The organism is Methylobacterium mesophilicum SR1.6/6 (assembly GCF_000364445.2).
Lineage (GTDB): Bacteria > Pseudomonadota > Alphaproteobacteria > Rhizobiales > Beijerinckiaceae > Methylobacterium > Methylobacterium mesophilicum_A.
Genome location: NZ_CP043538.1, coordinates 5832485 through 5855854 on the forward strand (window position 1 = coordinate 5832485; position 23370 = coordinate 5855854).

The window sequence follows — 23370 nt, forward strand, 5'->3', positions numbered from 1 at the left end:
CGGCGCGGCGCCGAGCGCAACCGTCCCGGCCGCCGTGTGACGCCGTGCGGGAAACGATACCGGTCGATCGGCCCGCCCCCTGGCCGACGCCGCGTGCCGACGCGATGGTACGTCGTGGATACAAAAGACAACCGAGAGGACCCTATGCGACATCCTTGCCGCGTGCTCGCCGTCGCGCTGGCCGCCCTGCCCCTCGCGCTCAGCGCGGCCCGGGCACAGGATCGGCTGCCGACCATCCCGCCGCAGGATTACACGCCGGAGCAGAAGCAGGCGGCCGAGGCGTTCCAGCAGGCGCGCGGGAAGCCGCCCTTCGGACCCTTCGAGCCGCTGATGCACTCGCCCGAGGTGATGAGCCTCGCCCGGTCCATGGGGGACTACCTCCGCTACAAGCCGAAGATCGGCACCACCCTGTCGGAGCTGGTGATCCTGATGACGGCGCGGCGCTGGACCCAGGATTACGAGTGGTACGTCCACGCGCCGATCGCCGAGAAGGCCGGGATCGCACCCGCGATCGTGGCGGCGATCCACGACGGCCGCCGCCCGGCGGCGATGAGCGACGACGAGACGATCGTCTACGACTTCACGGCCGAGCTGCAGGATAACAAGCGCGTCTCGGACGCCACCTTCGCCCGGGCCGAGGCCCGGTTCGGCAAGGCAGGCGTCGTCGATCTGGCGGCCATCTCGGGCTACTACACCTTCCTGGCGATGGAGCTGAACGCAGCGCGCTATGCGATTCCGCAGGACGGCAAGCCGCTGCCGCGGATGCCCGAATGAACGGCCTTATCCACAGTGGTTAGACGGCGAAATCGCCGTTTTCCACAGGCTGGAATGGGGCCAGCCGGGACGATCGGGCACCCGTTGACCGAACGTTAACCAATGTGGCTTGTTCTCTTTTCGTTCACGGGTGGAACGAAGGAGGCCCCGATGCTGACCCAAGCCGCTGCCGCACGCGACGATCAGGCCTGCCCGGTTGAGGCCATCAGCGCCGCCTATCTCGGTTTCGCCGGCGGCGATGCCGGGATCGCGCTGCGTTGCGCCATCGCAGACGCCCTCTCGGACCTGATGGAGGCGGAGCGGCGCACCCGCGAGCGCAGCCGTCTTATCTCCCGCGGCTATGTCCGGGAGATGCCCGACGCGGGGCTGGCGCTCCGAAGCGCGGCCCCGGCGTCATGACGCTGATGCCGCTTCAGGTGCGGCGCCTGGGGAGGACGGGCATTCGGGCCCGTGTATGCCCGAACCTGTGCGGGCAAGCGGATCCACCGTAGCCCGTTCATCGGTGGCGATACGCGGGCCTCCGTCCCAGGGAGGGCGCCCGCCCTGTAGCCCGTCGAGAGGCGATCGATCGGCGCCGGCTCTAGGTGGTGGGCCCGTAGGGCGGACGCGGGATCGCCCGGTGCGCGGCCCGGAGCGCCGCTGACCAGCGCTCGCGCAGGTCGTGGAAGTAGCCCTCTCCGGCCTCGATCCGGTGATTCACCTCCAGCGTCAGCGCGTTCCGGCGCGCCACCGCGATGTCGATCGGCAGGCCGACACCCAGGTTCGACCGCATGGTCGAATCCATCGAGACGAGGCTGACCTTCAGGGCGTCGTAGAGGTCGGTCGTATACTTGACGGCCCGGTCGAGGATCGGCTTGCCGTACTTGTGCTCGCCGATCTGCAGGAACGGCGCGTCCGTGCTGCACTCGATGAAATTCCCCGCCGAGTAGATCAGATACAGCCGCATCTCGCCGGTCCCGATCTGGCCGCCGAACAGCAGCGAGATCGAGAAGCGGATGTTGGCCGCCTCGAACCCGTCCTTCTCGATCGACCGCACCCGGCGGATGGCCCGGCCGATGAGCTGCGCCGCCTGGAACATGGTCGGCGCCTCGACGAGCTTCTGAGACGGCTCGCCGTCCTCCTCGCCGGGCACCCCCTCCTGCAGCAGGCTGAGGACCGACTGGGTGATCGACAGGTTGCCGGCCGAGGCCAGCATCATCACCCGCTCGCCCGGCACGTTGAAATGATGCAGCTTCCGGTAGGTTGAGATGTCGTCGAGCCCCGCATTGGTGCGGGTATCGGCGACCATCACCAGACCGTCCTCGACCAGAACACCGACGCAGTAGGTCATCGTCTTCAGGCTCTCGTGCGGCCGGCGGACCGGTGTCGGAACGATCAGGATTGGGCGGCGGCCCTGCCTTGCTCGACCCGGAGCTTCACGTCCAGTGTCTCGGTGCCGCCGCCGGTGCGGCTGCCGCGGATCGGCGCCGCGCCGAGGTAATCCAGTCCGGTCGCCACGCGGATGTAGTTGTCCGACGGGCTCACGTCGATGCAGGGGTCGAACGCCACCCAGCCGAGATCGGGCACCAGGGCCTCGACCCAGCCGTGCGGCGCCTCGACCTCCGCCTGCCCGTCGTCGCGGGCCCGGTAGCCCGCGACGTAGCGGGATGGGATGCCGATATGGCGGGCGGCGGCGATGAAGACGTGAGCCAGATCCTGGCAGACGCCCGTTCCCGCCGCGAAGGCCTTGGCGGCTGGGACAGCACTGGTGGCGGGCCCCGGCTCGTAGGTGACCGCGCCGTGGACCGCGCCCATCAGACGATGGAGCAGGGCCAGGATCGCGGCGTCCCCGTCCGTGGCGACGCGCTCGGCGAAGGCGTGCAGCTCCGGGCTGGCGGCGCACAGGTCCGTGTCGCGCAGGAAGAACTCGTCCGGCAGGCGCTCCACCGTGCCGCGCACCACGCCGTGGGTGTCGTCGGTGTCGACCTCGCCGGTGACCCGGATGGTCAGGGCGTCGGCCGGTTCGTCCGGGGTGAACCAGTGCACCTTGTTGCCAAAGCCGTCCTCGCGGGCGGTGAGGCGCCCGTCGACCGTGGTGTCGATCCGCCACGTGCGGACATACTGGCCGTCATGGTCCCGGGGCGTCAGGCGCAGGACCTGCACCAGTCCGCGGGCCGGTTGCTCGTAGGTGTAGATGGTCTCGTGGACCACGCGGATGCGCATGCGCCGAGCCTGTGCGTGTTCGTCAGAGCATCATCCCGGCCGGTGGCTGCCGGGCTTCGGGATGATGATGCACAATCGAGAGGCTGAGGCGCCGGCCCGGATGCCGCATCCGGGCCGGCGTCTCAACCGACCAGATACTGCTTGGCGATCGCCTCGCCCACCCTGTTGTTCTCGGCGATGAACGCCTCCACGAACTCGTGCAGCCCCGTGGCGAAGACCCGGTCGATGTCCTCGCCCTCAAGTTTCGCCAGCATGTTGCCGGCGAGCCGCTGGCTCGGGCCGCGGCGGCCGTAGGCATCGGCGATGAGGTCGAGATACTCGACGATCACGCCGTAGCAGTTCGAGAAGGAGCGCGGCATCTGCTTGTTGAGCATCAGAAGGTCGGCCACCAGCAGCGGCTTGATGCTCTCCCGGTAGACCCAGTGATAGGCGTTGAAGGCCGAGACCTCGCGCAGGATCGTGGTCCACTGGAAGTAGTCGAGGCTGCCGCCCACCGTCTCGTCGTGCGGCAGCAGAATCTGGTACTTGACGTCGAGGATGCGGGCGGTGTTGTCGGCACGCTCGATCGCGGTGCCGAGGCGGGTGAACCAGAAGGCGTCGTTGCGCAGCATCGTCCGGAAGGCCGAGCCGTCGAAGGTCAGCGAGACGGTCTTCACCCAGTCGAGGAAGCGGCCGAACTCGTCGCGGTTGAGGTCCTTGCCGGCGTAGTTGCGCAGTTCCAGCCACGCGCCGTTGATCGCGTCCCACATCTCTGTGGTGAGCGCGGTGCGCACCGAGCGGGCATTCTCGCGGGCCGCCTCGATGCAGGAGCGGATCGAGGACGGATTGTGCGGGCTGAAGGCCAGGAAGTCGCAGACCGTGTCGGCATTCACCGCGCTGTAATGGGTCTTGAACGCGTCCGCGTCGCCGGCCGAGGCGAGGGCGGAGTCCCACTCGTTGCTCTCGCCGCCGCCGTAGCTCGACGGCAGCGAGGCGAAGCGGTGCGCCGCGTCGAGGATGCGGGCGACGAAGTCGGCGCGCTCGACGTAGCGGGAGAGCCAGAAGAGGCTGTCGGCAGTCCTGGAAAGCATTGTCTTTCAGCCAAATCGCGTGGAGACCGAACGCCGCGCCGTGAACCACCCTGACGTCAGCGACATCAGGCGTCGAGCACCCAGGTATCCTTCGTCCCGCCGCCCTGGCTGGAGTTGACCACCAGGGAGCCCTCTTTCAGCGCCACGCGGGTCAGGCCGCCCGGCACGATGCGGATCTGGTCGGCCCCATTGAGCACGAAGGGCCGCAGATCGACGTGGCGCGGTGCCACGCCGGAGGCCACGAAGGTCGGGCACGTCGAGAGCGACAGGGTCGGCTGGGCGATGAAGCCGTCGGGGGCGTGGCGGAGCTTCTTGGCGAAGTCATCGAGCTCGCGCTTGCTGGCGTGGGGGCCCACGAGCATGCCGTAGCCGCCCGAGCCGTTGACCTCCTTCACCACCAGCTCCGACAGGTTGTCCATCACGTACGCGAAAGCGTCCTTCTCGCGGCAGCGGTAGGTCGGCACGTTGTGCAGGATCGGCTCCTCGCCGGTGAAGAACTTCACGATCTCCGGCATGTAGCTGTAGACGGCCTTGTCGTCCGAGATGCCGGTGCCGACCGCGTTGGCCAGCGTTACGGAGCCGCGCTCGTAGGCGTTCATCAGGCCCGGCACGCCCAGCACCGAATCCGGGCGGAAGACGAGGGGATCGAGGAAATCGTCGTCGAGGCGGCGGTAGATGACGTCGACCTTCCGCGGACCCTCGGTGGTGCGCATGTAGACCACGTCGTCCTTGGTGAAGAGGTCGGACGCCTCCACCAGCTCGACGCCGAGCTTGTCGGCCAGGAACGAGTGCTCGTAGAACGCCGAGTTGTAGCGCCCGGGTGTCAGCAGCACGACCGTCGGGTCACGGGTCGCTGAGCCCGGGGCAAGGCTCCGCAGGGTGGCGAGCAGCGCATCGGGGTAGTTCTCCACCGGCGCGACGCGGTGCTTCGAGAACAGGTCCGGGAACAGGCGCAGCATCACCTCCCGGTTCTCCAGCATGTAGGAGACGCCGGACGGGATCCGGGCGTTGTCCTCCAGCACGAAGAAGTCGTTCTCGCCGGTGCGGACGATGTCGATCCCCGCGATGTGGACGTAGAGGTCGTGGGGCACCCGGAAGCCGCGCATCTCCATGCGGTAATGGGCGTTGCGATAGACCAAGTCGGCGGGGATGATGCCGGCCTTGATGCACTCTTGGGCGCCGTACACGTCCTTGAGGAACAGGTTGATGGCGGTCACCCGCTGCTTCAATCCCCGCTCCAGGAAGGCCCATTCCGGCTTGGTGATCACCCGCGGGATGATGTCGAACGGGATCAGGCGCTCGGTCGATTCGTTGTCGCCATAGACCGCGAAGGTGATGCCGATCCGGCGGAACAGCAGCTCCGCTTGGCTGCGGCGGGTATTGAAATGCTCGGGCGGCGTCGAGTCGAGCCAAGCCTTGAGCTGGCCGTAGGCGTCGCGGACGGCGGCCGGTTCGGCGGCGTCGATGCCGTTCATCTCGTCGAAGGCCGTCACCGCCATCTCGCTCCTCCCGTACGCTCCCGCTCTTGAGGCAAGAGGCGCGCCACGCCGTCATGGCTATATCCGCGCTCGACAACGCTCAAGCCGGCTGGAGGATCAGATCAGCTTCAGGCCTTTCAGGCTCGCATGTCCGTTTCGGCCCAGGATCACGTGGTCGTGCACGACGATCTTCAGCGGCGCCAGCACGGCGACGATCTCACGGGTCATCGCCACGTCCGCCGTCGAGGGGGCCGGGTCACCCGAAGGATGGTTGTGGGCCAGGATGATCGCGGTCGCCGAGAGCTCCAGCGCCCGGCGGGCGACCTCGCGCGGATAGACCGGGGTGTGGTCGACCGTGCCGCGCCCCTGCACCTCGTCGGCGATGAGGTGGTTGCGCTTGTCGAGGAACAGGACGCGAAATTCCTCGCGCGACGCGAAGGCCATGGTGACGCGCAGGTAGTCGTGGAGGGCGGACCACGAGTCGAGCAGGGCGCGGTCCCGGATCGCCCCGCGGGCGAGTCTCCGGGCGGCGGTCGCGATCACCTTGAGGTCCGAGGCGACCCCGGCGCTCACGCCGTCCACCTCCATGAGGCGGGCGGGCTCGGCGCTGAGGACTTCGGCGAAGCTTCCGAACCGGGCGACCAGCGCCTTGGCCAGCGGCTTGACGTCCCGCCGCGGGATCGCCCGGAACAGCACAAGTTCCAGCAATTCGTAATCCGGAAGCGCGTCGCCGCCTGCGGCCGCGAACTTCTCACGCAGGCGATCGCGGTGGCCGTGATAGTGCGGCGGCTCCTTCTCGACGGATGCCGGGACGGCGCTGTCGGCGAAGAGACCCGCCTCACCGTCCTCCGTCCGCGGCGTCACGGCCGGTCAGGCGGCCGGATTGACGGGCTGGTGCAGCCCCTTGGGCGAGATCGTGAAGATCTCCACGCCGGTCTCGGTGACGGCCACGGTGTGCTCGAACTGGGCTGAGAGTGAGCGGTCGCGGGTCACGGCGGTCCAGCCGTCGCCCAGCACCTTCACGGCGGGGCGCCCGAGGTTGATCATCGGCTCCACCGTAAAAAACTGGCCGGGCTTGAACGGCACATCGTAGCTCGCCTCGACGTAGTGCAGGATCGTCGGCGCGTCGTGGTAGGTCCGCCCGAGGCCGTGGCCGCAGAAGTCGCGCACCACGGAGCATCGCTCGCTCTCGGCATAGCTCTGGATCGCCCGGCCGATGTCGTTGGTCGAGCCGCCGGGCTTGACCGCCGCCACGCCGCGCATCAGCGCCTCGTAGGTGATCTCGCACAGGCGCTGCGCCTTGCGCGGGACCTCGCCCACATAGGCCATCCGGCTCGAATCGCCGTGCCAGCCGTCGAGGATCAGGCAGATGTCGAGGTTGACGATGTCGCCCTCGCGCAGGGGCTTGTCGTTGGGGATGCCGTGGCACACGACGTGGTTGATCGAGGTGCAGATCGATTTCGGATAACCACGGTACAGCAGCGACGCCGGGTAGGCGCCGTGATCCATGGCAAATTCGTAGGCGAGCTTGTCGAGCGCCTCGGTGGTGACGCCGGGCTGCGTGGCCTCCATGAGCAGGTCGAGGGCCTCGGCCGTGAGGCGACCCGCCCGGCGCATGCCTTCGAATCCCTCGGGCCCGTGGATCGGCGGCTCCGGGGCGCGGCGCGTGCCCTGCGCGGTGGCCTGTTCCTGCTGCATGGTTGGGACTTTTCGCGGCGTCGTCTGAGGGTCGTCCGCCCTATGTACGGTGTGGCGCGCGGCAGGCCAAGACGCGCCGGACCGAGATGCGTGACGCCGTCGGCGGGCGAGGCTTGCGCCGGTCGCGGGGCTGGCGGCATAAGCGGCCGCAAGGCGCCCGGGAGCGCGCGGGCAGATTCGCCGCGCGGTCGGTTGCGAGGCAGGCGAGGGCCGGATGGCAGGCAAGGCGGTACCGCACTTCCACAATGAGCCGGGCGTCCCGGTGATCACCGTGGGCGTGAAGGAGTTCATGTGCATCGGCGCGCTGCCGCCGTTCGATCATCCGCACGTGTTCCTCGACATGGGCGCGGACAACGAGATCATCTGCCAGTACTGCTCGACGCTCTACCGCTACCGCGCGGGCCTGAAGGCCGACGAGGCGGAGCCGCACTCGTGCGTGTGGCACGACGACGCCAAGCTCGCGGCGGAGTAGGCGCCGCCCGCAGTGCCCTCGGACCTTCGACCTCTGCGGATCGGGATCGTCGGGGCCGGGATCGGCGGGCTCACGACGGCCCTGGCGCTGTCGGATGCCGGTCATTCCGTCACGGTCATCGAGCGCCGGACCGGCTTCAGCGAGGTCGGCGCCGGGATCCAGATCTCGCCCAACGCGAGCCGGGTCCTGGCCGCCCTCGGCCTCTCGGCGGCCCTGCGCCGGGCGGCGAGCGAGCCGCCGGCCGTGGAGGTGCGCGCCCTGGACAGCGGCCGCCGCATCGGCGGCGTCACCCTCGGGCCGCGGGCGCAGGACCGCTTCGGCGCGCCCTATTACGTGATCCATCGCGCCGACCTGCAGACCTTGCTCCTGGATGCTCTGCGGAGCCGGCCGGCGATCCGCCTGATGATGGGCCGCGCCGTCACGGGCCTGTCCGAGACAGACGTCGAGGCGCGCCTCACTGTCGAGAGCGCCGGCGGGCCTCAGGTTCTCGGGTTCGATCTCGTGATCGGGGCGGACGGTCTGCGCTCCCGGCTGCGCGCGCATCTCGACGCGGCGCCGCTGCGGCCGGGTCGGGCGGCCGCGTGGCGGGCCCTCGTGCCGATCGAGGCGGCGCCGGAGGCCCTGCGCGGCGGGACGACCGGCCTCTGGCTGGGGCGGGGCCGGCACGTGGTGCATTACCCGGTGCGGGACAGCCAGTTCCTCAACGTCGTCGCAGTGGTCCCGGAGGCGGTGGGTGACGAAGGTTGGGGCCGGCTCGGCGAGCCAGCCGTGCTGCGGGCGCATTTCCGCGGCTGCGCCGGGCCGCTGCGCGACCTGCTGACGTTGCCCGATTCGTGGCTAGTGTGGTCGCTGGCCGACCGGGCGGTTGCCCGGCCGATCGCGCGCGGCCGGCTCGCTCTGATCGGCGACGCGGCCCACCCGGTCCTGCCATATCTGGCACAGGGCGCCGCCCTGGCCATCGAGGATGCCGCGGTGCTGACATGGGCCCTCGCCGAGCATCGCGACGTGCCGGCGGCTCTGTCGGCGTACGCCGAGCGCCGTGCCGCGCGGGTCCGTCGCGTCCAGAAGGCCGCGCGCAGCAACGGCCGCACCTATCACGCCGGCGGGCTCCTGGCGTTCGTGCGCGACGCCGTGATGGCCCGCCTCGGCCCGGACGGCATGCGCGAGCGCTACGCTTGGCTCTACGGCTGGACGCCGCCCGCTTGATCGCGCCCGCGGCCCCCGCTACCGAGGGCGCGGGCGGACGTGGCGGAACCGGTAGACGCACGAGACTTAAAATCTTGCGGCCGCAAGGCCGTGCGGGTTCGAGTCCCGCCGTCCGCACCACAGGCCCGCGCCGCCGACGCCGTCCGCCTTTGCGCGGGGCACGCCGCTGCGCGAGCACGATCCGTCGCATTTGAGCGACCCATGCAACGACCGCTTGTCGGCTTCGTGTCACGATCGTCCGGAGGAGATTTCGGATGATCGAGGCTGTACGCACCGCCACCACCGGGATGACCCAGGCGGCCGACCGGTTCGGGACCGCCGCGCAGACCATCGCGTCGAGCGGCGCACCGGTCGGCGCCACGGCGTTGGCTCCCGCCGACCGTGTGGATCTGTCCGGCGCCGCTGCCGAGCTGATCGGCTCGAAATCCGCCTTCGCGCTGAATGCGGCCGTGGCCCGCACCGCCGACCGGATGACCGGCCAGCTCCTCGATGTCAGCGCCTGAGGGCGGGCAGCGCCAGACCGGCGAGAATCGCGGCTGCCGCGAACAGCAGGCCGACACCGACGAGCCGGTAGGCGACCACCCCGACAAGGCCGCCCGCCAGGAACGCGCCGACGGTGACGAGGTGCAGCCGAAGCCGTTCCGGATCATGCGGCTTCATCGGCCCGGCCCCGGTCGCGCCGCGATCCAGCCAGCGGGCCAGCTCGATGCCGATGTCGGTGACGATGCCGGTCACGTGCGTGGTCCGCACCCGGGCCTCGGAGATCTTGGTCACGACCGCGTTCTGAAGGCCGAGTACGAAGCTCAGGCCAAGAACGAGGACGTGGCTCCGGGCGGGGTCATGGAGCGGCAGCACGAGCAGGCCCGTGCCGGCAAGGAGTGCCGCCTCGGCGCAGACGCTGTACGCATAGGCTCCGACGTCGGCCCTTCGGCGCCGATGGCGAATCAGCAGCGTCGATGTCGCGGCACCCAGGACGAACAGGACGACGATCAGCAGCGCCTGCGCCGCCAGGACGATGTCGCCCGTGCCGGTTCGGTCCGAGATGGCCGAGATGTTTCCGGTCATGTTCGAAGCGTACAGGCCGACCGCGTAGAATCCCGCGGTGTTCAAGGCTCCCGCCACGGCCGCCAATGACAGGGCGAGATGCCGGTCGGCCTCAGGTGTGCGCGTCTCGCCGTCGTGGACCAGCATGAGCTCGCCGTCAGCAAGGGCGTCGAGGAACGGGCTGGCGGCCGAGGTCGATCGGGACGTTCATGTCGCTCAGCCGCCGCACATCCCGACCTGAGTCAGGCGACGACATCGTCGCCGGATTCCGGAGAAGCCTTCGGGAGTTTCGCCCGACGGGCCTGAACACTTGGTTCATGCCCGGCCGCTCGGTACGCCCCTCTTCGACCAAGTGTCGCGGTTTCGGCCCTACCAGCCGCGATAGCCGTAGCCACCGTCCCAATCGCCGTGCCCGTGGCGAGCGGGGCCGTAGCCCACCGGCACGCTCTCGTACGTGACGACTCGCCGGGTGGCATAGACCGGAGCCTCCTCTTCATAGACGCGGTAGGCGGGCGCGGGCCGAACCGCGACCGGCGCTGGAGCGTAGCCGTAATCCGCATAACCGTAGCCCGGCGCCGCGTGGGCCTGCGTCGCGGCACCGATCAGGGCACCCGCGGCGAGGCCTCCGATGATGCCCGCCGCGATCGCGCCGCCGCCGCGGGCTTCGGCTTGCGTAGAGGCCAGGGAGCCCGCGCCGATCAGCGCGGCGGCCGAGAGCAGAGCGATGCGTGTCATGACCTGTCTCCAGATGAAGCGCGGGAGCCCCGGGGCGTCCCGGATCACGGGAGGCAACATCTCACGGCCACGCTGCACCGGGTCTGAAGCGCGCCTGCAGCCACCGTTCAGCTTGCATAGGCCGCTTCGATGCATCCTGATGGAGACGGGTCTCGGAAGGTCGGACGGACTGGCAGCGAAGCGTTTGCGCGACTCATGCGGCGATCGAGGCGCGTGCTTCGCCGGATCGCGGGGCCAAGCCGCGCCATCCGCGCCGCCGAGGGTCTCACGCCTCCCGTGTCGTCGCGGAGCGGGCGGTCGCCCAGGAGCCGAGGAGCCGGGTCGCGGCGGCGGTCGGATCCGCGGTCCGCATCAGGCCGCCCATGACGGCGACGGCGGCCGCACCGGCGTTCCGGCATTCCGCGATCCTGTCCGCCTCGATCCCGCCGAGAGCGATCACCGGCACCCCCGTCGCCGCGGCCGTCGCGACACCCTCGGGACCGAGCGCGGGGCCGTAGCCGGGCTTGCTCGCCGTCGCGTAGATCGGGCTGAGCGTCACGTAATCGGCGCCGGCCGCCGCTGCCCGTGCAGCCTCCTGCAGTGAATGGGCCGAGATGCCGATCAGCGCCCCCTCCCCCAGCGCGGCCCGCGCGGCCGCGACCGCCTCGGGCCCCGTGCCGCCGCCGAGATGAAGGCCGTCGGCTTCGAGGGCGCGCGCCAGCGCGATGTCGCCGCCCACCGTCAGGAACCCGCCGACCGCGCGCACGCGCGCCGAGACAGCCGCGCCGAGGCTGCGGCGCGCAACCGCGTCCAGATCCTTGTCGCGGAACCAGATCCAGCGGCCGCCACCGTCCAGGATCGCCTGGACGGTCTCGGCGAGGGGACGCCCGCGGCCGTGCCGGTCCGTCACCGCCAGCAGCGACGACGGCAGAGCCCTCACGAGCCCACGAGGCCGAGTTGCGGACTCGATGGCTCGGCGCGGCCGCGCCTCGGAATCCGTCCGGCCAGATGCGCGTCGCGCCCAGCCTCCACGGCCCGGCCCATGGCGCGCGCCATGCGCACCGGGTCATCGGCCTTGGCGACCGCCGTGTTGATCAGGCAGGCGGAGGCGCCGAGTTCCATGGCGATCACCGCGTCCGAGGCGGTGCCGATCCCGGCATCGACCACGACCGGCACCTTGGCACGGCGACAGATCAGCTCGAGGTTGGCGGGGTTGGCCACACCCATCCCGGAGCCGATCAGCGAGCCCATCGGCATCACGGCAGCGCAGCCGAGATCCTCCAGGCGCTGGCAGACGATCGGATCGTCGTTGCAATAGGGCAGCACCACGAAGCCCTCGTCCACGAGGTGGCGGCAGGCCTCGATCAGCTCGGTCACGTCCGGATAGAGCGTCTCCCGGTCGCCGATGACCTCGACCTTGATCCAGTTGGTGTCGAGAGCCTCCCGGGCCAGCTCGGCGGTCATGATCGCGTCGCGTGCAGTCTCGCAGCCGGCGGTGTTGGGCAGGAAACGCTTGCCCTTGAGGATCTTCACCGTATCCGAGCCGTGGCCCTGGAGAGAAACCCGGCGAATCGAGGCCGTCACCACCCCGGCGCCGCTGGCCTGCACGGCATCGCGCATGATCGCCTGGGTGGGGTAGCCAGCGGTGCCGATGAACAGCCGGGACGACAGGTTCACGCCGGCGATGGTCAGGCTGTCCTCCCCGCTGTCGGGGTGCAGCGGCGTGACGGTTCGGTCCATTCTCAACCTCCCTGCATGGCGCGGACGATCTCGACGCGGTCGCCCTCCACGATCGGCGTCTCGCCCCAGTCCCGGCGGCGCAGCACCCGACCGTTCAGCGCGATGGCGACGCCCTGCGGACTCTCGATCCCCGTCTCCTCCGCCTCCAGGCGGAACAGGGTGTCGACGGTGTCGGCCTCCCGCTCGCGGGGCTCGCCGTTGATGAAGAGCCTCATGCCGATTCCCTCAGAGGCTCGGCCCGTCCGAACCGTGCCCGTCCGAAGGGCCGGGCGATGGCCGGCAACGTGCCGTGCGTCACCAGCTCGGCGATGGCTTCGGCGGTGGCGGGGGCGAGCAGATAGCCGTTGCGATGGTGACCGGTGGCCACGACCAGGCCGGGGGCGAGTTCGTCGAGGATCGGCGCGTCGTCGTCCGAGGTGGGTCGGTAACCGCACCAGACCGCCTCGACCTCCATCTCCTCGATGCCGGGGAGGACACGCCGAGCCCCCTCCAGCAGCGCGTAGAGTCCACCCGCGGTCACGCCTGGCCGGAAGCCGCAATCCTCCACGGTTGCGCCGACGATGAGCTGGCCGTCGCTTTTCGGGGCCATGTGGACCTGCTCGGTCCAGACCATCCGGGCAAGCCCGCCCGTGCGCGCGGTGGTGCGGAGGGCGAGCGATTGTCCTTTCAGCGGTCGGACCGGCAGGGCGAGGCTCTCCGGCAACAGGCCTCCCTCTCCGCTCCAGGCGCCGGATGCCAGAATGACGGTGCCGGCCGCTATGTCGTGCTCGCCGGCACGGATGCCCGTTACGCGGCCCCCCGACCAGTCGAGACCGCTGACGGGCGTCCGCTCGGCGAGGAGCACGCCGGCCCGGCGACAGGCCTCGCCGAGGGCGGCCATGACCAGCCGGGGATCGACCTGATGGTCCAGGTTGCAGTGGATCCCGGCGGTGACCGACGGGCGCAGGCCCGGCTCCAGCCGCCGTACCTCGCTGCCCGGGAGCCAAGTCGCTTCGAGCCCGGACCGCCTCTGGAGATCGTAGCGGAAGCGCAGGCGCTCGACCTCATCCCGGCCGATCGCCAGCACCAGGGTGCCGTCCGGACGATAGTCGATCGCCCCGCCCGACTCGGCCTCCAGGGCATCGCGGAAATCCGGCCAGAGCCGGAGCGACTCAAGGGCGAGCGGCAGCAGCGGGTCCGAGCCGGGCTCGTGCTCGGCGGCCGGCGCCAGCATGCCTGTGGCCGCAAGGCTCGCCCCCGCCCCGATCGTCTCCCGCTCAAGCACCGTCACGGTGCGTCCTGTCCGGGCGAGCCGCCACGCGATCGACAGCCCGATCAGCCCGCCGCCGACCACGGCGATGTCGGTGCGGGCCGGCAGAGCAGCTGACGCACCGAAGCCGTCCGCGCTGCGGCGGCGGCCGATCGGTGAGTCGGGACGGTTCAGGGGCACTGGCATCTCCGCGGATTGCCGCCGCGGGGATCGGGCCGTGCGCTTCTGTGAGAAGCTGTGGCCTACCCTGCGGGCGGCCGCGGTCCAATCCCTACGCCGGTATGAGCCGGATCAGGTTCAAAGGATTTCCGCGCCGCAGGTCCTGACGGACGTGCCAGCGGTTTCTCAGCCCCTTGCCGGGGATCTCCCTGGAACGGGTACAGATGTGGTCGCCGGAAGGCTTGTGGTCAACCCCGTCCTTCGGGGCGCGACCAGTGGCGGCGACATCCGTATCGCTGCCGTCACCAAAAGGCGCCGAGATGAGGACGCGATCGCGACGGCGACGGACAGGCTCAGAGCACGATGCGTCTCGCCCCAAAGCCCGACGTCGCGGGCGAGCGTGCGATCCGCGACGCGTTGCCGGCCCGGAGGGCGAGGTCACGCCGGTGGCGTCGTGCAGAAGTCCATATGCTCGTGCCGGCGGGCAAGCGCAGCGCATCCCAACACGGATATGCGATCTCGATGCTTGATGGACCGCAGACGAGCGCGTGTGGAATCATCGATCGAGCAATAAATTATCAATATTAGTTCTTTTATTTCAGCATATTTATGCTATTAAAGGCTGATATATTGCTGAGAATGGGATTTAGTCGTTCAAAAATCAGAATCATTCTCCAAGATTTTCCCCATCTTCTCGGAGTTGATAATGCAACGGCTTTCCGTTCATGATGCGTCAGCTTGAATCAGCGCCTCTTTGAGCGCTCTTTTCTCAGGTCGGTCATGGAAGAATTCAGTGCAACGGTTTGTCTTTCGATGATCGTGAGGAATGAAGCGCCAGTTATAAAGCGTTGCTTGGACTCGGTAATCCCCTTTATCGATCACTGGATTATCGTCGATACGGGATCGACCGATGGAACACGGGAGAAGGTCCAAGCGGCGCTGGCTGGTCTGCCGGGGATGCTCGTGGAGCGGCCCTGGGTGGATTTCGCCTTCAATCGGAACGAGGCGCTCACGTTGGCGCGGCCCCATGCCGACTACTCGCTGATCATCGACGCCGCCGCCGAACTCATCATTCCGGACGATTTCGTGCTTCCGAATCTGCAGGATGCTGGATACACTTTCCAAATCGTGAAAAATCGAATTCAATACAGGCGGATCCAGCTCGTAAGTAATAAATTGAACTGGTGTTATCGGGGTGTCATTCACGAGTTTCTGGAATGTTCCGGCAATCCGGAGACACCGGCGCTGCCGTTGTTCATGCGCTACGGCGACGACGGGGCGCGGCATCGCGACCGAGTGACCGAACTGCGCGACATTGCGGCGATGGAGAAGGCTCTATCGACCGAAGCAGATCCGTTCCTGATCTCACGCTATACGTTCTATTTGGCAAGATCCTACCGCGATACGGGCCAGCATTTCAAAGCTCTCGACCACTTCTTGCGGCGAGGCGAATTTGGATTCGACGAGGAAGAGGTTTACCTGAGTCTGCTCGAGGCCGTGTGTATCATGGAGAAGCTCGGCGCACCGGCCGAAACCGTTTTGAAGATGTATGATCAGATCATACCAATCTGTCCGGACCGCGCTGAGGCGCGTTACAGTGCGTGTCGTTATCTGAGATCGCAAGGGAAGTTCGCGACGGCACTGTCCTACGCGGAAGCGGGCATCGCTTTAGATGTGCCCGCTGAAGGTGTCAGCATCGATACGTCCGTATATAAATACGGTATGTTGCATGAATTGGCCGATAGCGTATTCCATCTTGGAAAATACCGACTTTGTATATCGGCATGTTTGAAAATCATGAGGCAAGCCGATGTGACACCCGATATCCTTCAGCGAAGCATCACCTTGGCTCGTGAGGCGCTGGCCAAATTGACTGATCCTGCCTGGGGCTGTCAGCCGGTACCTTACACATCGGACTTTATGCCGGATTGGCAAATTTGAAGACCGTTGGGCTCGCGTATCCGAATGCGAGGGCAGCAGTTCCAAGATACGTCGGAGCGTGCGGGCTCAATCTGCTTCCGCAGAATTTCTCCAGCAGTTTGATATCCGCTACAATTGATCAAGATCGTTCTCTCTCTGAACGAGCCGCGTTATCGTTTTGTACTCCACGAGGAATATTGCCACACAATCGGATTTTCTACCAGGAAATAACATGATTTTTATTTAACAGATAAAAGAATAAGTAAGCTTTATAAACTAGAACTTCAAATTTACTTCGCAATCAGTCTTGAGATAGACAGTTGCGGCCGCAATGATCGCGGCGTTCTCGGTATACCGGGGGATTCATAGCATGAACGCATCTGACCAGACAATATGTTTGTCTATGATCGTCAAAAACGAGGCGCACGTTATTACAAGATGCTTGGACTCTGTTCGGCCATTTATTGATCATTGGATTATCGTCGACACAGGCTCCACGGATGGAACCCAGGACGTGATCCGCACCGCGATGATCGATATGCCCGGCATGCTCGTCGAACGGCCGTGGGTCGACTTCGCGTTCAACCGGAACGAGGCCTTGAGCCTAGCTCGGTCACGGGCCGAGTACTCGCTGATCATTGACGCCGACGACGACCTGATCGTTCCCCCAGGATTCGTCATGCCCGAATTGAGCGACATCGCCTATCAGCTGGAAATCGTCGATGATCAAACAAGCTATTGGCGCAACCATCTTTTGAACAATCGAGTGGATTGGCGTTATCGTGGCGTCGTACATGAGTTTCTGGAGTGTTCCGATAAGCGTGAGGTGGAGGCTCTATCGCTGAAAATTCGGCGTGGCAAGGACGGAGCACGTCATCTCGATGATGCGACCGCCCAACGCATGATTGCTGTCTTGGAGCAGGCGTTGAAGACCGAGACGGATCCATTCATGTAATTACCCACGGGGTAGCTTGGTCGTCGGTTGAACGCCCGCGGCTGCGCTCCTGCCGAGCCAAGCTTGCCTCTTGCGCGGGTCGTCTCTTGCGCGGGGCGAATTTCGCTGATTCCTTCGTGGGATGGGCCGCAGCGAACTGGAACGGCTGAGCCGCGAGGAGCTGATCGAGCTGGTGCTGCGGCTGCAGCGGCCAGAGAAGACCTCGCGGACCTCGTCCAAGCCGCCCGCGACCGATCGCAAGGAGCAGCGGGAGCACTCAAAGCCCGGCGGCGCCAAGCCCGGTCACGAGGGCCATAGCCGCGTCGTCAGCGATGATCCCGACGCAGTCGTCGAGCATCGTCCCGAGGCGTGTGCGTGCTGCGGCGCCAGCCTGCACGCCGCTCTTCCGGCAGAGATCGTCAGCGTCGCCGAGCAGATCGAGCTGCCCGCGGTGGAGCCGATCGTGACGCAGCACCAGCGTCTCGCGGTCCGTTGCCCGCGCTGTGGAGAGCGGGTGGTGGCACCGGTGCCGGAGGCGGCGCGCGGCACCGCGTTTGGTCCGCGGCTGCATGCGGTGGCGACGTACCTGAAGACCTTTCAGGCGCTCTCGTATGAGCGGCTGCAGGCGGCGCTCTCCGACCTGTTCGGCCTCACGCTCAGCCAGGGCGGGCTGATGAACCTGCTCCGCCGCGCGCAGGGCTGCTTCCATCCTGGTCGCGACGCGGCCATCACGACCCTGCGCAAGGCTGAGGTCGTCGCCTGCGACGAGACCGGCGTGCGCATCGAGGGCTCGAACGCCTATCACTGGCTGTTCCACTCGGCGCAAGCCGTGGTGCACACGGCCTCGCCGACGCGCGGTGCTGTCGTGGTGCGCGAGATGATGGACGGGCATCGGCCCGCAGTGTGGATCTCGGATCGCTACACCGCCCAACAGGGCCATGCGGATGAGCACCAGACCTGCCTGGCTCATCTGGCCCGCGACGTTGCCTACGCCGTCGAGGCCAGCGACGATCCCGTCCCCTGGCGTCTGCAACTCTGGCTACAGAACGTGTTCGCCCTGGCCGAGCGCGTCACAGACTTGGCTGCCTCGACGCTCTCGGCCAAGCGCCGGAGCCTTGATCGGCAGCTCGGCGCCATCCTGGCCACGCCGAGCCGCTGTGACCTGACCCGCGACCTGCAGGCCAAGATCAGCCGCGCGCGCGATCAGCTCCTGGTCTTCCTCGCCTATCCCGGAAAGGTCGAGCCGACCAACAACGGCTCCGAGCGGCTGCTTCGTCCGGCCGTCGTGCAGCGGAAGGTGACCAACGGCTACCGCGCCATGTGGGCGGCCGAGGGCGAGGCCGCCATCCGCACCGTCGTCGACACCGCGCGCCTCACAGGCAGCAGTTCCTTCGACGCCATCCTCAAAACCATCGGCGCTTGAACCCTGCCATCAAACGCGTGGGTAATTACGGTTGCGCTCATCCGCCGTCATCGGCACCGAGTCCGGGATCCCAGGGATAGAGCCGCGGCCGCCCCCCTGCCCAGGCAGCCGAGGAGTACCGCCCGAGCCGGGCTTGTAGCCGAGGCCAGGGATCGTCCCGTCCGGAAGCATCGGGACGGTGTCGCCGCCCGTGTAGCCCGGCACGCGCTGCATCAAGTATTTCCGGAACGACGCGCGGGCGGCGTTGCGCTGAGCCTCAGGGATGGGGGCCGACGACCGTAGCAAGGTTGCGTTCGTCGCGAAGGTTGAAACGGGAGATCGTGTTCATGCCGATCTCCCTCAAGCCGCACGAGCGAGGGCGGCCGCCGGGCCGGCAGGACAGGGGCCGTCGTCTGGGCTGAGACGAGCACCATGGCGGGCGAGATGCGCACGCAGGCTCTGGCGCGTGAACTCACTCATGGTCTGGCCGCGCTGGCGAGCAGCGGCCTCGACGGCTCGGGCGAGGTCGGTCTCGACCTTCAGCCGAAGCAAAGCATCTCTTCGAAGAGGTTGGTCATGATGTCGCTACGCCTCGCTTGCTGCGTAGGCAGAACTTTGTCTCGCCGAGGCTAGATCGACAAGCGCTGCGCGACGGCTATTAAGGATCCTGCAAGTGACCGCCGTTGCCAACAGTTGTGCACTGTTGTCCTATGTTATATTGGCTCCCAGCATTTTATGCCAATATGCCGCAGCTTGATTGTCGAGTTTTGCGTAGGGGACAACCATGATTGAGCAGACGCCGCGAGCAGCGAGAGAATTTCACGTCGGTCCGCGCGGTGACCGCTATGCTTTGACCCGGGATCTGAAAACCGGTCAGCCCTACGTGCTGCAGCGGCCCTGCGAGAGTGATCCGGAGGTTCAGCTCGACCTCGGATCGTTCCTCGTGCTGTTCCAAGGCCAAGAACGGGACGACCTGCTGCAGCTGATCGGGTCGCTGCTGCCAGACGATGAGCAGGCGGGGCAGGATGGCACCAATGTCGTCCGGTCGCCGGGGTTCATGTCGCGCTGGATGCCGGGGCGGCAGGGCTGAACGCTTATCTTCCGAACAATGCCACGGCCACCCCAACGAGCGTTCCGCCCGCGATTGGTGCGAACAGCGCCAAGATCGATACGAGGATGATGAGGATCACGGCGGCGTCCTCGCCCCGCTTCGAGTCTCGCGACGGTCGCCGCGACGGCTCCCACGGCGGCGGAACGGATCGCTGATCGGGTGGGACGAACATCGGCACCCATCGGTGTGCGAGCCATGAACTTCGAGAGAGGCTAGGCGCGAACAGGTGACGCGTCACCGCGACGATCACCCGCTGCCCGATTGCCTCCTGCCGCGTTGTCTCTCCCGAACCGCAGGAGGAGCCACATGGCCTACGTGACGATCGAGAAGGACGGCGAGCCCTGGATGTTCTGCCACTCGACCCATGAGGGCGAAGTGGAGAAGCAGATCCGAGCCGCGAGCCTGGAAGCGCCTACCGCGACCTTCACATCGCGGCCTTCGACGCCGGTTGAAAGTCAGCACTGCGCGGATGCGATGGATGCGCAGAGCGGGGTGGTCGAAGATCCGTTCAAGTTCTTCGCCGTGCCGGTTGTCGAGGATCCAGCCACCTGACCGGTCTGTCGTGCGGGCATGTCGGTTCAGGATAAGCCTTTTGCCCTCTCCCTAATTTGGAGGAAGAAACCCACAGCCCTTAGCAATAGAAGACGCTCAGGTGTCCCGGCAGAGGCGCTTTCCGATGAGGCTCGATCTTGATCTCCCCAGTGTCTGGATCGTTGACCCAGAGAATGTGGCACAGCGCATCGGCGTGAGTGCGACGACGCTGAAGCGCTCTGTGATTGAGGGAAACGCCAGGGTTCTGATCGTCCCCGGAAGCTGGGTGGATGCGGGCAGCGCGCGCGTCACAGTTCATCACTACGATGGCGGGTGGCAGGGCACGTTCGATCAGAGCGGGCAGCTCGTGACCGAGCACGTTTGGTAGAAGACGGTCTCAGAGGTGATCAGCGCGCAACTCTCCCAAGGCTCGTCTGAAGTCCCGCACGCAACGCTCTGTGCGAGTCTCCGCAGCCTCTTCGCTATCGAACGCCTCCCCTCCACGAACCGATTGCTCTGGGCCTAAGCAGACGGCTAGCCGCGGCAGTCCGGCCCTCGGCGGTTCGTAGATCACGAACGAAAACTGCGCCACACGTGCCGCGACGAACTCTCTCGTCATGGCTCCCCCTCAAACAGCCGGCGGCAAACTATGCCTGCCAGAATGAGGTGACACTCGGTTTACAACATAGGTTGGAACGCAGCCATGCGGTGCCGGTGACGCCGACGCGACCACATAGGCGTCATCGCATCACCTTGGCTGAGATGGTGGAGGGACACGGGGGACAAAGGGGACAATGTCCCCCCACGTCCCCGGTGTCCCCCGTGGCAAGCTCTCAGTCATGTCCGCCCTCCACAACTAGCCAGACGTGGGGCGCCGCTTCGATGTCGCGCGTCGCGATGAGGCCATTCTCGACGCCCTGCAGCAGGGCGCGTTTGAAAGCCTTCTTCTTGGCCTCCGCACGCTGAGTGTCGGTCTCCCCATCGGCCGGATAGGCGGCGTAGAATTCCTGCCGCACGTCATCCTGCCGAGCCGCCATGACCTCAGGTCCGGCGCCGCCGAACGGCCTGACACGCTTCCCGGAACCCGCCAATGCGTTGTTGATGGCGTCGCGTAGCGTCTTCAGCGACTTGGTCCAGGGATCTTTGCCCGTCACCGCGGTCACCATGGGCTTGCGGTCGGTCTGCCAGGTTACGACGCAGGTCGTGACAGGATCGCCGAACCGATCCTCGCCGATCTCGATGACGTCCAGGCTGTAGGGCGTCTCCACGCCCGTCCTGGCCCCGCGCACCTTCCGCACGGCCATCCGCATGTTGCTGATGTTCCCGGCTTCGTCCCGGGTCGCCAGGGCGGCCAGCACCGTATCCGCCGCCGCCTCTTTCGCGCTTGATCCGCGCGTCCCTGTCTCGACCGCCTTCCCAAAGTGGTCGACACCGAGCACGAAGGCGCCGGTGTGGTGGCTCAACCGCGCCAGCGCACCCATGACCTTCTGCGTCTCTGCAGCGCTATTCTCGTCGTCGAACCCGGCCCCAGCCGCCACCGTGTCGACGATGATGAGCGCCAACGGCAGGTCGTAGCGCTCGCGCAGTTCGCGCCCGCCCCATCGGCCGTCAGGACAAGCGTGTCGGCGGCATCGCGGTCGACGAGGCGCGGGCACTCCTCGATCCATGCGAACGGCATGTCATTAGGATCGACGGGGCGCTCGCCGGCGGCTGCCTGCATTATGGCCGTACCGGCCGCCTTCCCCTCGACGAGGCCCTTGAGCCGGATCGGGATCTCGAAGGCTCCTTCGTGCGCGATGAAAAGAACGCCGCCGCGGCGCATCACCTTGCGCCCTGCGAATGGCTCGCCGGTCATAACGCAGCCTGACAGGTCCAGAGCTATGAAGGTCTTCGCCGAGCCCCACGGCCCGGACAGCAGCCCCTTGCCGACCTCGGCGATGAGGTTGTGAACCAACCATGGGCGATCCGGGTCCGTGCTGGCGTCACGGTGCCATCGCAGCGCGATCGGCTTCGGCCCCTTCCCCTCCTGGTGCTGGGCGCTTCCATCCTTACCCTGTTGCTGCGGGCCATCAGACGAAGCGTCCGCGCTGCCACGCCACCCGATGTCCTCCGGCCGGACGCCCAGGCGTTCGCACAGCTACATGGCCGCCGCCGCTAGGTCCGTGGCCGGTAGGTAGTCTCGGACGATGTCTATGAGCGGACGGGCACCGGCGCGAGCATCGCCCATGTCCCCACATCCGAAATCTTGGATCCCATCCGGGTGCAGGGACAGATCCTCTTCGTACCCCTCGCCCAAGTCGCGCTGATCGACCCTGTAGGCGCCGGTCCCTGATTGATAGCGGACGCTCGGGAACACGCTCGTCATCCACGCGTCCAGGTTCGCCAGCGCCCGGTCGTTGACGGTGCGCCAGAAGTCCGAGCCGTCGCGCGGGCCACGCTCGCGCGCGCTCGCTGAGGCGCGTTCGCTCGTGGATTGCCTGGGCGGCTCCTGCGTTCGCTTCTCCGCCTTCTTTCGCTCTTGCTCTCGGGCGAGGCCGGCAGCCGCCTTCTGAGCCGCCCGGATCTGGTCCGCCCTTTCCTGCAGGTAGGCAATCAGGCGTGGTGCCTCTCGGATCTCGGTCGGCGTGCCGGGCACATGCCGGCCGGTGACCGTCAGGTAGCGGCCGCCGGTGTCCTGTGCGGCCTGCGTCGCGGGGAGATTGTTGCCCTTCGCTGGCGGCACGTCGATCTGGAGTGAGGCCAGCTGACGATCGCCGAGAGCGCGGAGCAAACGAAGGCCGGCGTCCGATACAAGCCGCCGAAGTCGGGCAAGGGGCGGCTGGTGACGCTGCCCGCGATGCTGGTTGAGAGCCTTCGGCTGCACCGAGTCGAGCAGGCTCAAGATCTGCCTAGGCTCGGCGTCTGGCAAGGGGAGGGGACGTTCGTCTACACGCGCGAGGACGGCGAGCCGATCCAGCCTCGGACGCTGACCCAGGCCTGGCGCAAAATCGCGGCATCGGGAGACCTGCCGAAGATCCGGCTGCACGATCTCAGGCATGCCCATGCCACCCACATGCTGGCCAAGGGCGTGCACCCGAAGGTCGCCTCTAAAAGGTTCGGCCACTCCCGGGTGTCCATAACCCTGGACCTCTACAGCCACGTGTTGCCGGGGATGCAGGAAGTGGTCGTGGCTCGCGTTGACGAGGCCCTATCGCAGGCGCTAGAGAAGCGTCCGCGGAGTGTTGGGTAGCAATCCGGTAGCAAGCAGGGTTTACAACCGACCTGCAAAAGCACCGATTTTGCAATGATCCTAGTGCTTTGGAGAGGTGGCAGAGCGGTTGAATGCACCGCACTCGAAATGCGGCATGCCTGCAAGGGCATCGGGGGTTCGAATCCCCCCCTCTCCGCCAGACCTTCCCTAAGCCTTTGATCCGGAATAAAGCTTAAGCATCTCTGGTGCTTATGGCCGTCGCGGTGGTGCACAAAGGTGGTACACACCAGGCCGCTGCCGTCCGCGCGCCCGTGGCGCGATCCGAAGACGGCCATGGACTGGTTCCGGCGCCGAGTGCTCAAGGAATTGCAACCGCTGCTCGGAAGGTGCGAGGAGCGCAGGCCGCTCGTAACGGAGGAGTCGGCTCTTTCCAGGATGCGGTACCGCCCGGCAGCCGTCGAGAGCGACGAGCGGTG

28 protein-coding genes, 2 tRNA genes and 1 riboswitch are annotated in these 23370 nt (G+C 67.0%); of the genes, 14 read left to right on the top strand and 16 right to left on the bottom strand.

The window, feature by feature from the left end; genetic code table 11:
• Positions 1–144 precede the first annotated feature (144 nt).
• A complete protein-coding gene (locus MMSR116_RS27595) occupies positions 145–774 on the top strand; it encodes a carboxymuconolactone decarboxylase family protein (RefSeq protein ID WP_010684110.1) in 630 nt (209 codons plus the stop codon).
• Between the two features lie 150 nt (positions 775–924).
• Positions 925–1173 carry a hypothetical protein gene (locus tag MMSR116_RS27600; RefSeq protein ID WP_010684111.1) on the top strand — a complete coding sequence of 83 codons (249 nt, stop codon included), beginning with the start codon at positions 925–927 and terminating at the stop codon, positions 1171–1173.
• Positions 1174–1354: 181 nt separating this feature from the next.
• On the opposite strand, the gene MMSR116_RS27605 is transcribed toward MMSR116_RS27600, so the two are convergent.
• The 6 genes from MMSR116_RS27605 to map form a co-directional block, all read right to left on the bottom strand.
• A complete protein-coding gene (locus MMSR116_RS27605; RefSeq protein ID WP_010684112.1) occupies positions 1355–2104 on the bottom strand; it encodes a proteasome-type protease in 750 nt (249 codons plus the stop codon).
• 44 nt (positions 2105–2148) lie between these two features.
• Complete coding sequence (locus tag MMSR116_RS27610) at positions 2149–2976, bottom strand: transglutaminase family protein (protein WP_010684113.1); 828 nt, start codon at positions 2974–2976, stop codon at positions 2149–2151.
• Positions 2977–3098: 122 nt separating this feature from the next.
• Positions 3099–4046 (bottom strand): alpha-E domain-containing protein, encoded by a 948-nt coding sequence (locus MMSR116_RS27615; protein WP_010684114.1) that lies wholly within the window; start codon positions 4044–4046, stop codon positions 3099–3101.
• Positions 4047–4111: 65 nt separating this feature from the next.
• A complete protein-coding gene (locus tag MMSR116_RS27620) occupies positions 4112–5545 on the bottom strand; it encodes a circularly permuted type 2 ATP-grasp protein (RefSeq protein ID WP_010684115.1) in 1434 nt (477 codons plus the stop codon).
• Between the two features lie 96 nt (positions 5546–5641).
• The gene (gene radC / locus MMSR116_RS27625) at positions 5642–6388 is read right to left on the bottom strand and encodes a RadC family protein (protein ID WP_010684116.1); all 747 of its coding nucleotides are present in this window, start codon (positions 6386–6388) and stop codon (positions 5642–5644) included.
• Positions 6389–6394: 6 nt separating this feature from the next.
• Positions 6395–7222: a type I methionyl aminopeptidase gene (map, locus tag MMSR116_RS27630; protein WP_010684117.1), complete on the bottom strand. Its 828-nt coding sequence runs from the start codon at positions 7220–7222 to the stop codon at positions 6395–6397.
• A 214-nt stretch (positions 7223–7436) separates the two neighbouring features.
• On the opposite strand from map, the gene MMSR116_RS27635 reads away from it, so the two are divergent.
• The 4 genes from MMSR116_RS27635 to MMSR116_RS27650 all read left to right on the top strand — a co-directional run bounded on the left by MMSR116_RS27635 (position 7437) and on the right by MMSR116_RS27650 (position 9403).
• Positions 7437–7694 carry a zinc-finger domain-containing protein gene (locus tag MMSR116_RS27635; RefSeq protein WP_010684118.1) on the top strand — a complete coding sequence of 86 codons (258 nt, stop codon included), beginning with the start codon at positions 7437–7439 and terminating at the stop codon, positions 7692–7694.
• A 12-nt stretch (positions 7695–7706) separates the two neighbouring features.
• Positions 7707–8900 (top strand): FAD-dependent monooxygenase, encoded by a 1194-nt coding sequence (locus MMSR116_RS27640; RefSeq protein WP_010684119.1) that lies wholly within the window; start codon positions 7707–7709, stop codon positions 8898–8900.
• A gap of 33 nt (positions 8901–8933) precedes the next feature.
• A tRNA-Leu gene (locus tag MMSR116_RS27645) sits at positions 8934–9020 on the top strand.
• Positions 9021–9154: 134 nt separating this feature from the next.
• A complete protein-coding gene (locus MMSR116_RS27650) occupies positions 9155–9403 on the top strand; it encodes a hypothetical protein (RefSeq protein WP_010684120.1) in 249 nt (82 codons plus the stop codon).
• Here MMSR116_RS27650 and MMSR116_RS27655 read toward each other — a convergent pair.
• The 6 genes from MMSR116_RS27655 to thiO all read right to left on the bottom strand — a co-directional run bounded on the left by MMSR116_RS27655 (position 9393) and on the right by thiO (position 13833).
• Positions 9393–10091: a YoaK family protein gene (locus MMSR116_RS27655; protein ID WP_010684121.1), complete on the bottom strand. Its 699-nt coding sequence runs from the start codon at positions 10089–10091 to the stop codon at positions 9393–9395. The genes MMSR116_RS27650 and MMSR116_RS27655 overlap by 11 nt on opposite strands.
• Positions 10092–10313: 222 nt before the next feature.
• Positions 10314–10679, bottom strand: a complete 366-nt coding sequence (locus MMSR116_RS27660; protein WP_010684122.1) for a hypothetical protein — start codon at positions 10677–10679, stop codon at positions 10314–10316.
• 265 nt (positions 10680–10944) lie between these two features.
• Complete coding sequence (locus tag MMSR116_RS27665; RefSeq protein ID WP_010684123.1) at positions 10945–11598, bottom strand: thiamine phosphate synthase; 654 nt, start codon at positions 11596–11598, stop codon at positions 10945–10947.
• Positions 11595–12398: a thiazole synthase gene (locus MMSR116_RS27670; RefSeq protein WP_010684124.1), complete on the bottom strand. Its 804-nt coding sequence runs from the start codon at positions 12396–12398 to the stop codon at positions 11595–11597. The genes MMSR116_RS27665 and MMSR116_RS27670 overlap by 4 nt, the downstream gene beginning before the upstream one ends.
• Before the next feature lie 2 nt (positions 12399–12400).
• Positions 12401–12613 carry a sulfur carrier protein ThiS gene (gene thiS, locus MMSR116_RS27675; protein ID WP_010684125.1) on the bottom strand — a complete coding sequence of 71 codons (213 nt, stop codon included), beginning with the start codon at positions 12611–12613 and terminating at the stop codon, positions 12401–12403.
• Complete coding sequence (gene thiO, locus MMSR116_RS27680; RefSeq protein ID WP_039893292.1) at positions 12610–13833, bottom strand: glycine oxidase ThiO; 1224 nt, start codon at positions 13831–13833, stop codon at positions 12610–12612. Before thiO ends, thiS begins: the two co-directional genes overlap by 4 nt.
• A gap of 64 nt (positions 13834–13897) precedes the next feature.
• Positions 13898–14026: riboswitch (TPP riboswitch) on the bottom strand.
• Positions 14027–14544: 518 nt separating this feature from the next.
• Between thiO and MMSR116_RS27685 the strand changes: the two genes are divergently transcribed.
• The 3 genes from MMSR116_RS27685 to tnpC all read left to right on the top strand — a co-directional run bounded on the left by MMSR116_RS27685 (position 14545) and on the right by tnpC (position 18083).
• Positions 14545–15747, top strand: coding sequence for a glycosyltransferase (locus MMSR116_RS27685; protein WP_244625547.1), 1203 nt, complete (start codon positions 14545–14547; stop codon positions 15745–15747).
• A gap of 349 nt (positions 15748–16096) precedes the next feature.
• Positions 16097–16681: a glycosyltransferase gene (locus tag MMSR116_RS27690; protein WP_010684129.1), complete on the top strand. Its 585-nt coding sequence runs from the start codon at positions 16097–16099 to the stop codon at positions 16679–16681.
• Between the two features lie 121 nt (positions 16682–16802).
• Positions 16803–18083, top strand: coding sequence for an IS66 family transposase (gene tnpC, locus MMSR116_RS27695; RefSeq protein WP_158169198.1), 1281 nt, complete (start codon positions 16803–16805; stop codon positions 18081–18083).
• Between the two features lie 339 nt (positions 18084–18422).
• Here the strand turns inward: tnpC and MMSR116_RS32620 are convergent, their stop codons facing one another.
• A complete protein-coding gene (locus tag MMSR116_RS32620) occupies positions 18423–18614 on the bottom strand; it encodes a ribbon-helix-helix protein, CopG family (RefSeq protein ID WP_158169200.1) in 192 nt (63 codons plus the stop codon).
• 232 nt (positions 18615–18846) lie between these two features.
• On the opposite strand from MMSR116_RS32620, the gene MMSR116_RS27705 reads away from it, so the two are divergent.
• The 3 genes from MMSR116_RS27705 to MMSR116_RS27715 all read left to right on the top strand — a co-directional run bounded on the left by MMSR116_RS27705 (position 18847) and on the right by MMSR116_RS27715 (position 20092).
• Positions 18847–19152 carry a hypothetical protein gene (locus MMSR116_RS27705; protein ID WP_010684132.1) on the top strand — a complete coding sequence of 102 codons (306 nt, stop codon included), beginning with the start codon at positions 18847–18849 and terminating at the stop codon, positions 19150–19152.
• A 327-nt stretch (positions 19153–19479) separates the two neighbouring features.
• Positions 19480–19725 (top strand): hypothetical protein, encoded by a 246-nt coding sequence (locus tag MMSR116_RS27710; protein WP_010684133.1) that lies wholly within the window; start codon positions 19480–19482, stop codon positions 19723–19725.
• Between the two features lie 124 nt (positions 19726–19849).
• Positions 19850–20092 (top strand): hypothetical protein, encoded by a 243-nt coding sequence (locus MMSR116_RS27715; RefSeq protein WP_010684134.1) that lies wholly within the window; start codon positions 19850–19852, stop codon positions 20090–20092.
• A gap of 445 nt (positions 20093–20537) precedes the next feature.
• Here the strand turns inward: MMSR116_RS27715 and MMSR116_RS27720 are convergent, their stop codons facing one another.
• From MMSR116_RS27720 to MMSR116_RS27725, 3 genes are all read right to left on the bottom strand, one after another.
• Entirely contained in the window at positions 20538–21266 is a 729-nt protein-coding gene (locus MMSR116_RS27720) for an AAA family ATPase (RefSeq protein WP_010684135.1), read from the bottom strand.
• Positions 21164–21658, bottom strand: coding sequence for an AAA family ATPase (locus MMSR116_RS32310; protein WP_051072191.1), 495 nt, complete (start codon positions 21656–21658; stop codon positions 21164–21166). The genes MMSR116_RS27720 and MMSR116_RS32310 overlap by 103 nt, the downstream gene beginning before the upstream one ends.
• A 183-nt stretch (positions 21659–21841) precedes the next feature.
• Positions 21842–22474, bottom strand: a complete 633-nt coding sequence (locus MMSR116_RS27725; protein WP_051072192.1) for a hypothetical protein — start codon at positions 22472–22474, stop codon at positions 21842–21844.
• 51 nt (positions 22475–22525) lie between these two features.
• Here MMSR116_RS27725 and MMSR116_RS27730 point away from each other — a divergent pair, with 51 nt between their 5' ends.
• Together MMSR116_RS27730 and MMSR116_RS27735 are read left to right on the top strand one after the other, a co-directional pair.
• A complete protein-coding gene (locus tag MMSR116_RS27730) occupies positions 22526–22933 on the top strand; it encodes a tyrosine-type recombinase/integrase (protein WP_051072193.1) in 408 nt (135 codons plus the stop codon).
• A 70-nt stretch (positions 22934–23003) separates the two neighbouring features.
• Positions 23004–23093: transfer RNA gene (locus MMSR116_RS27735), tRNA-Ser, on the top strand.
• The last annotated feature ends 277 nt before the right edge of the window (positions 23094–23370 follow it).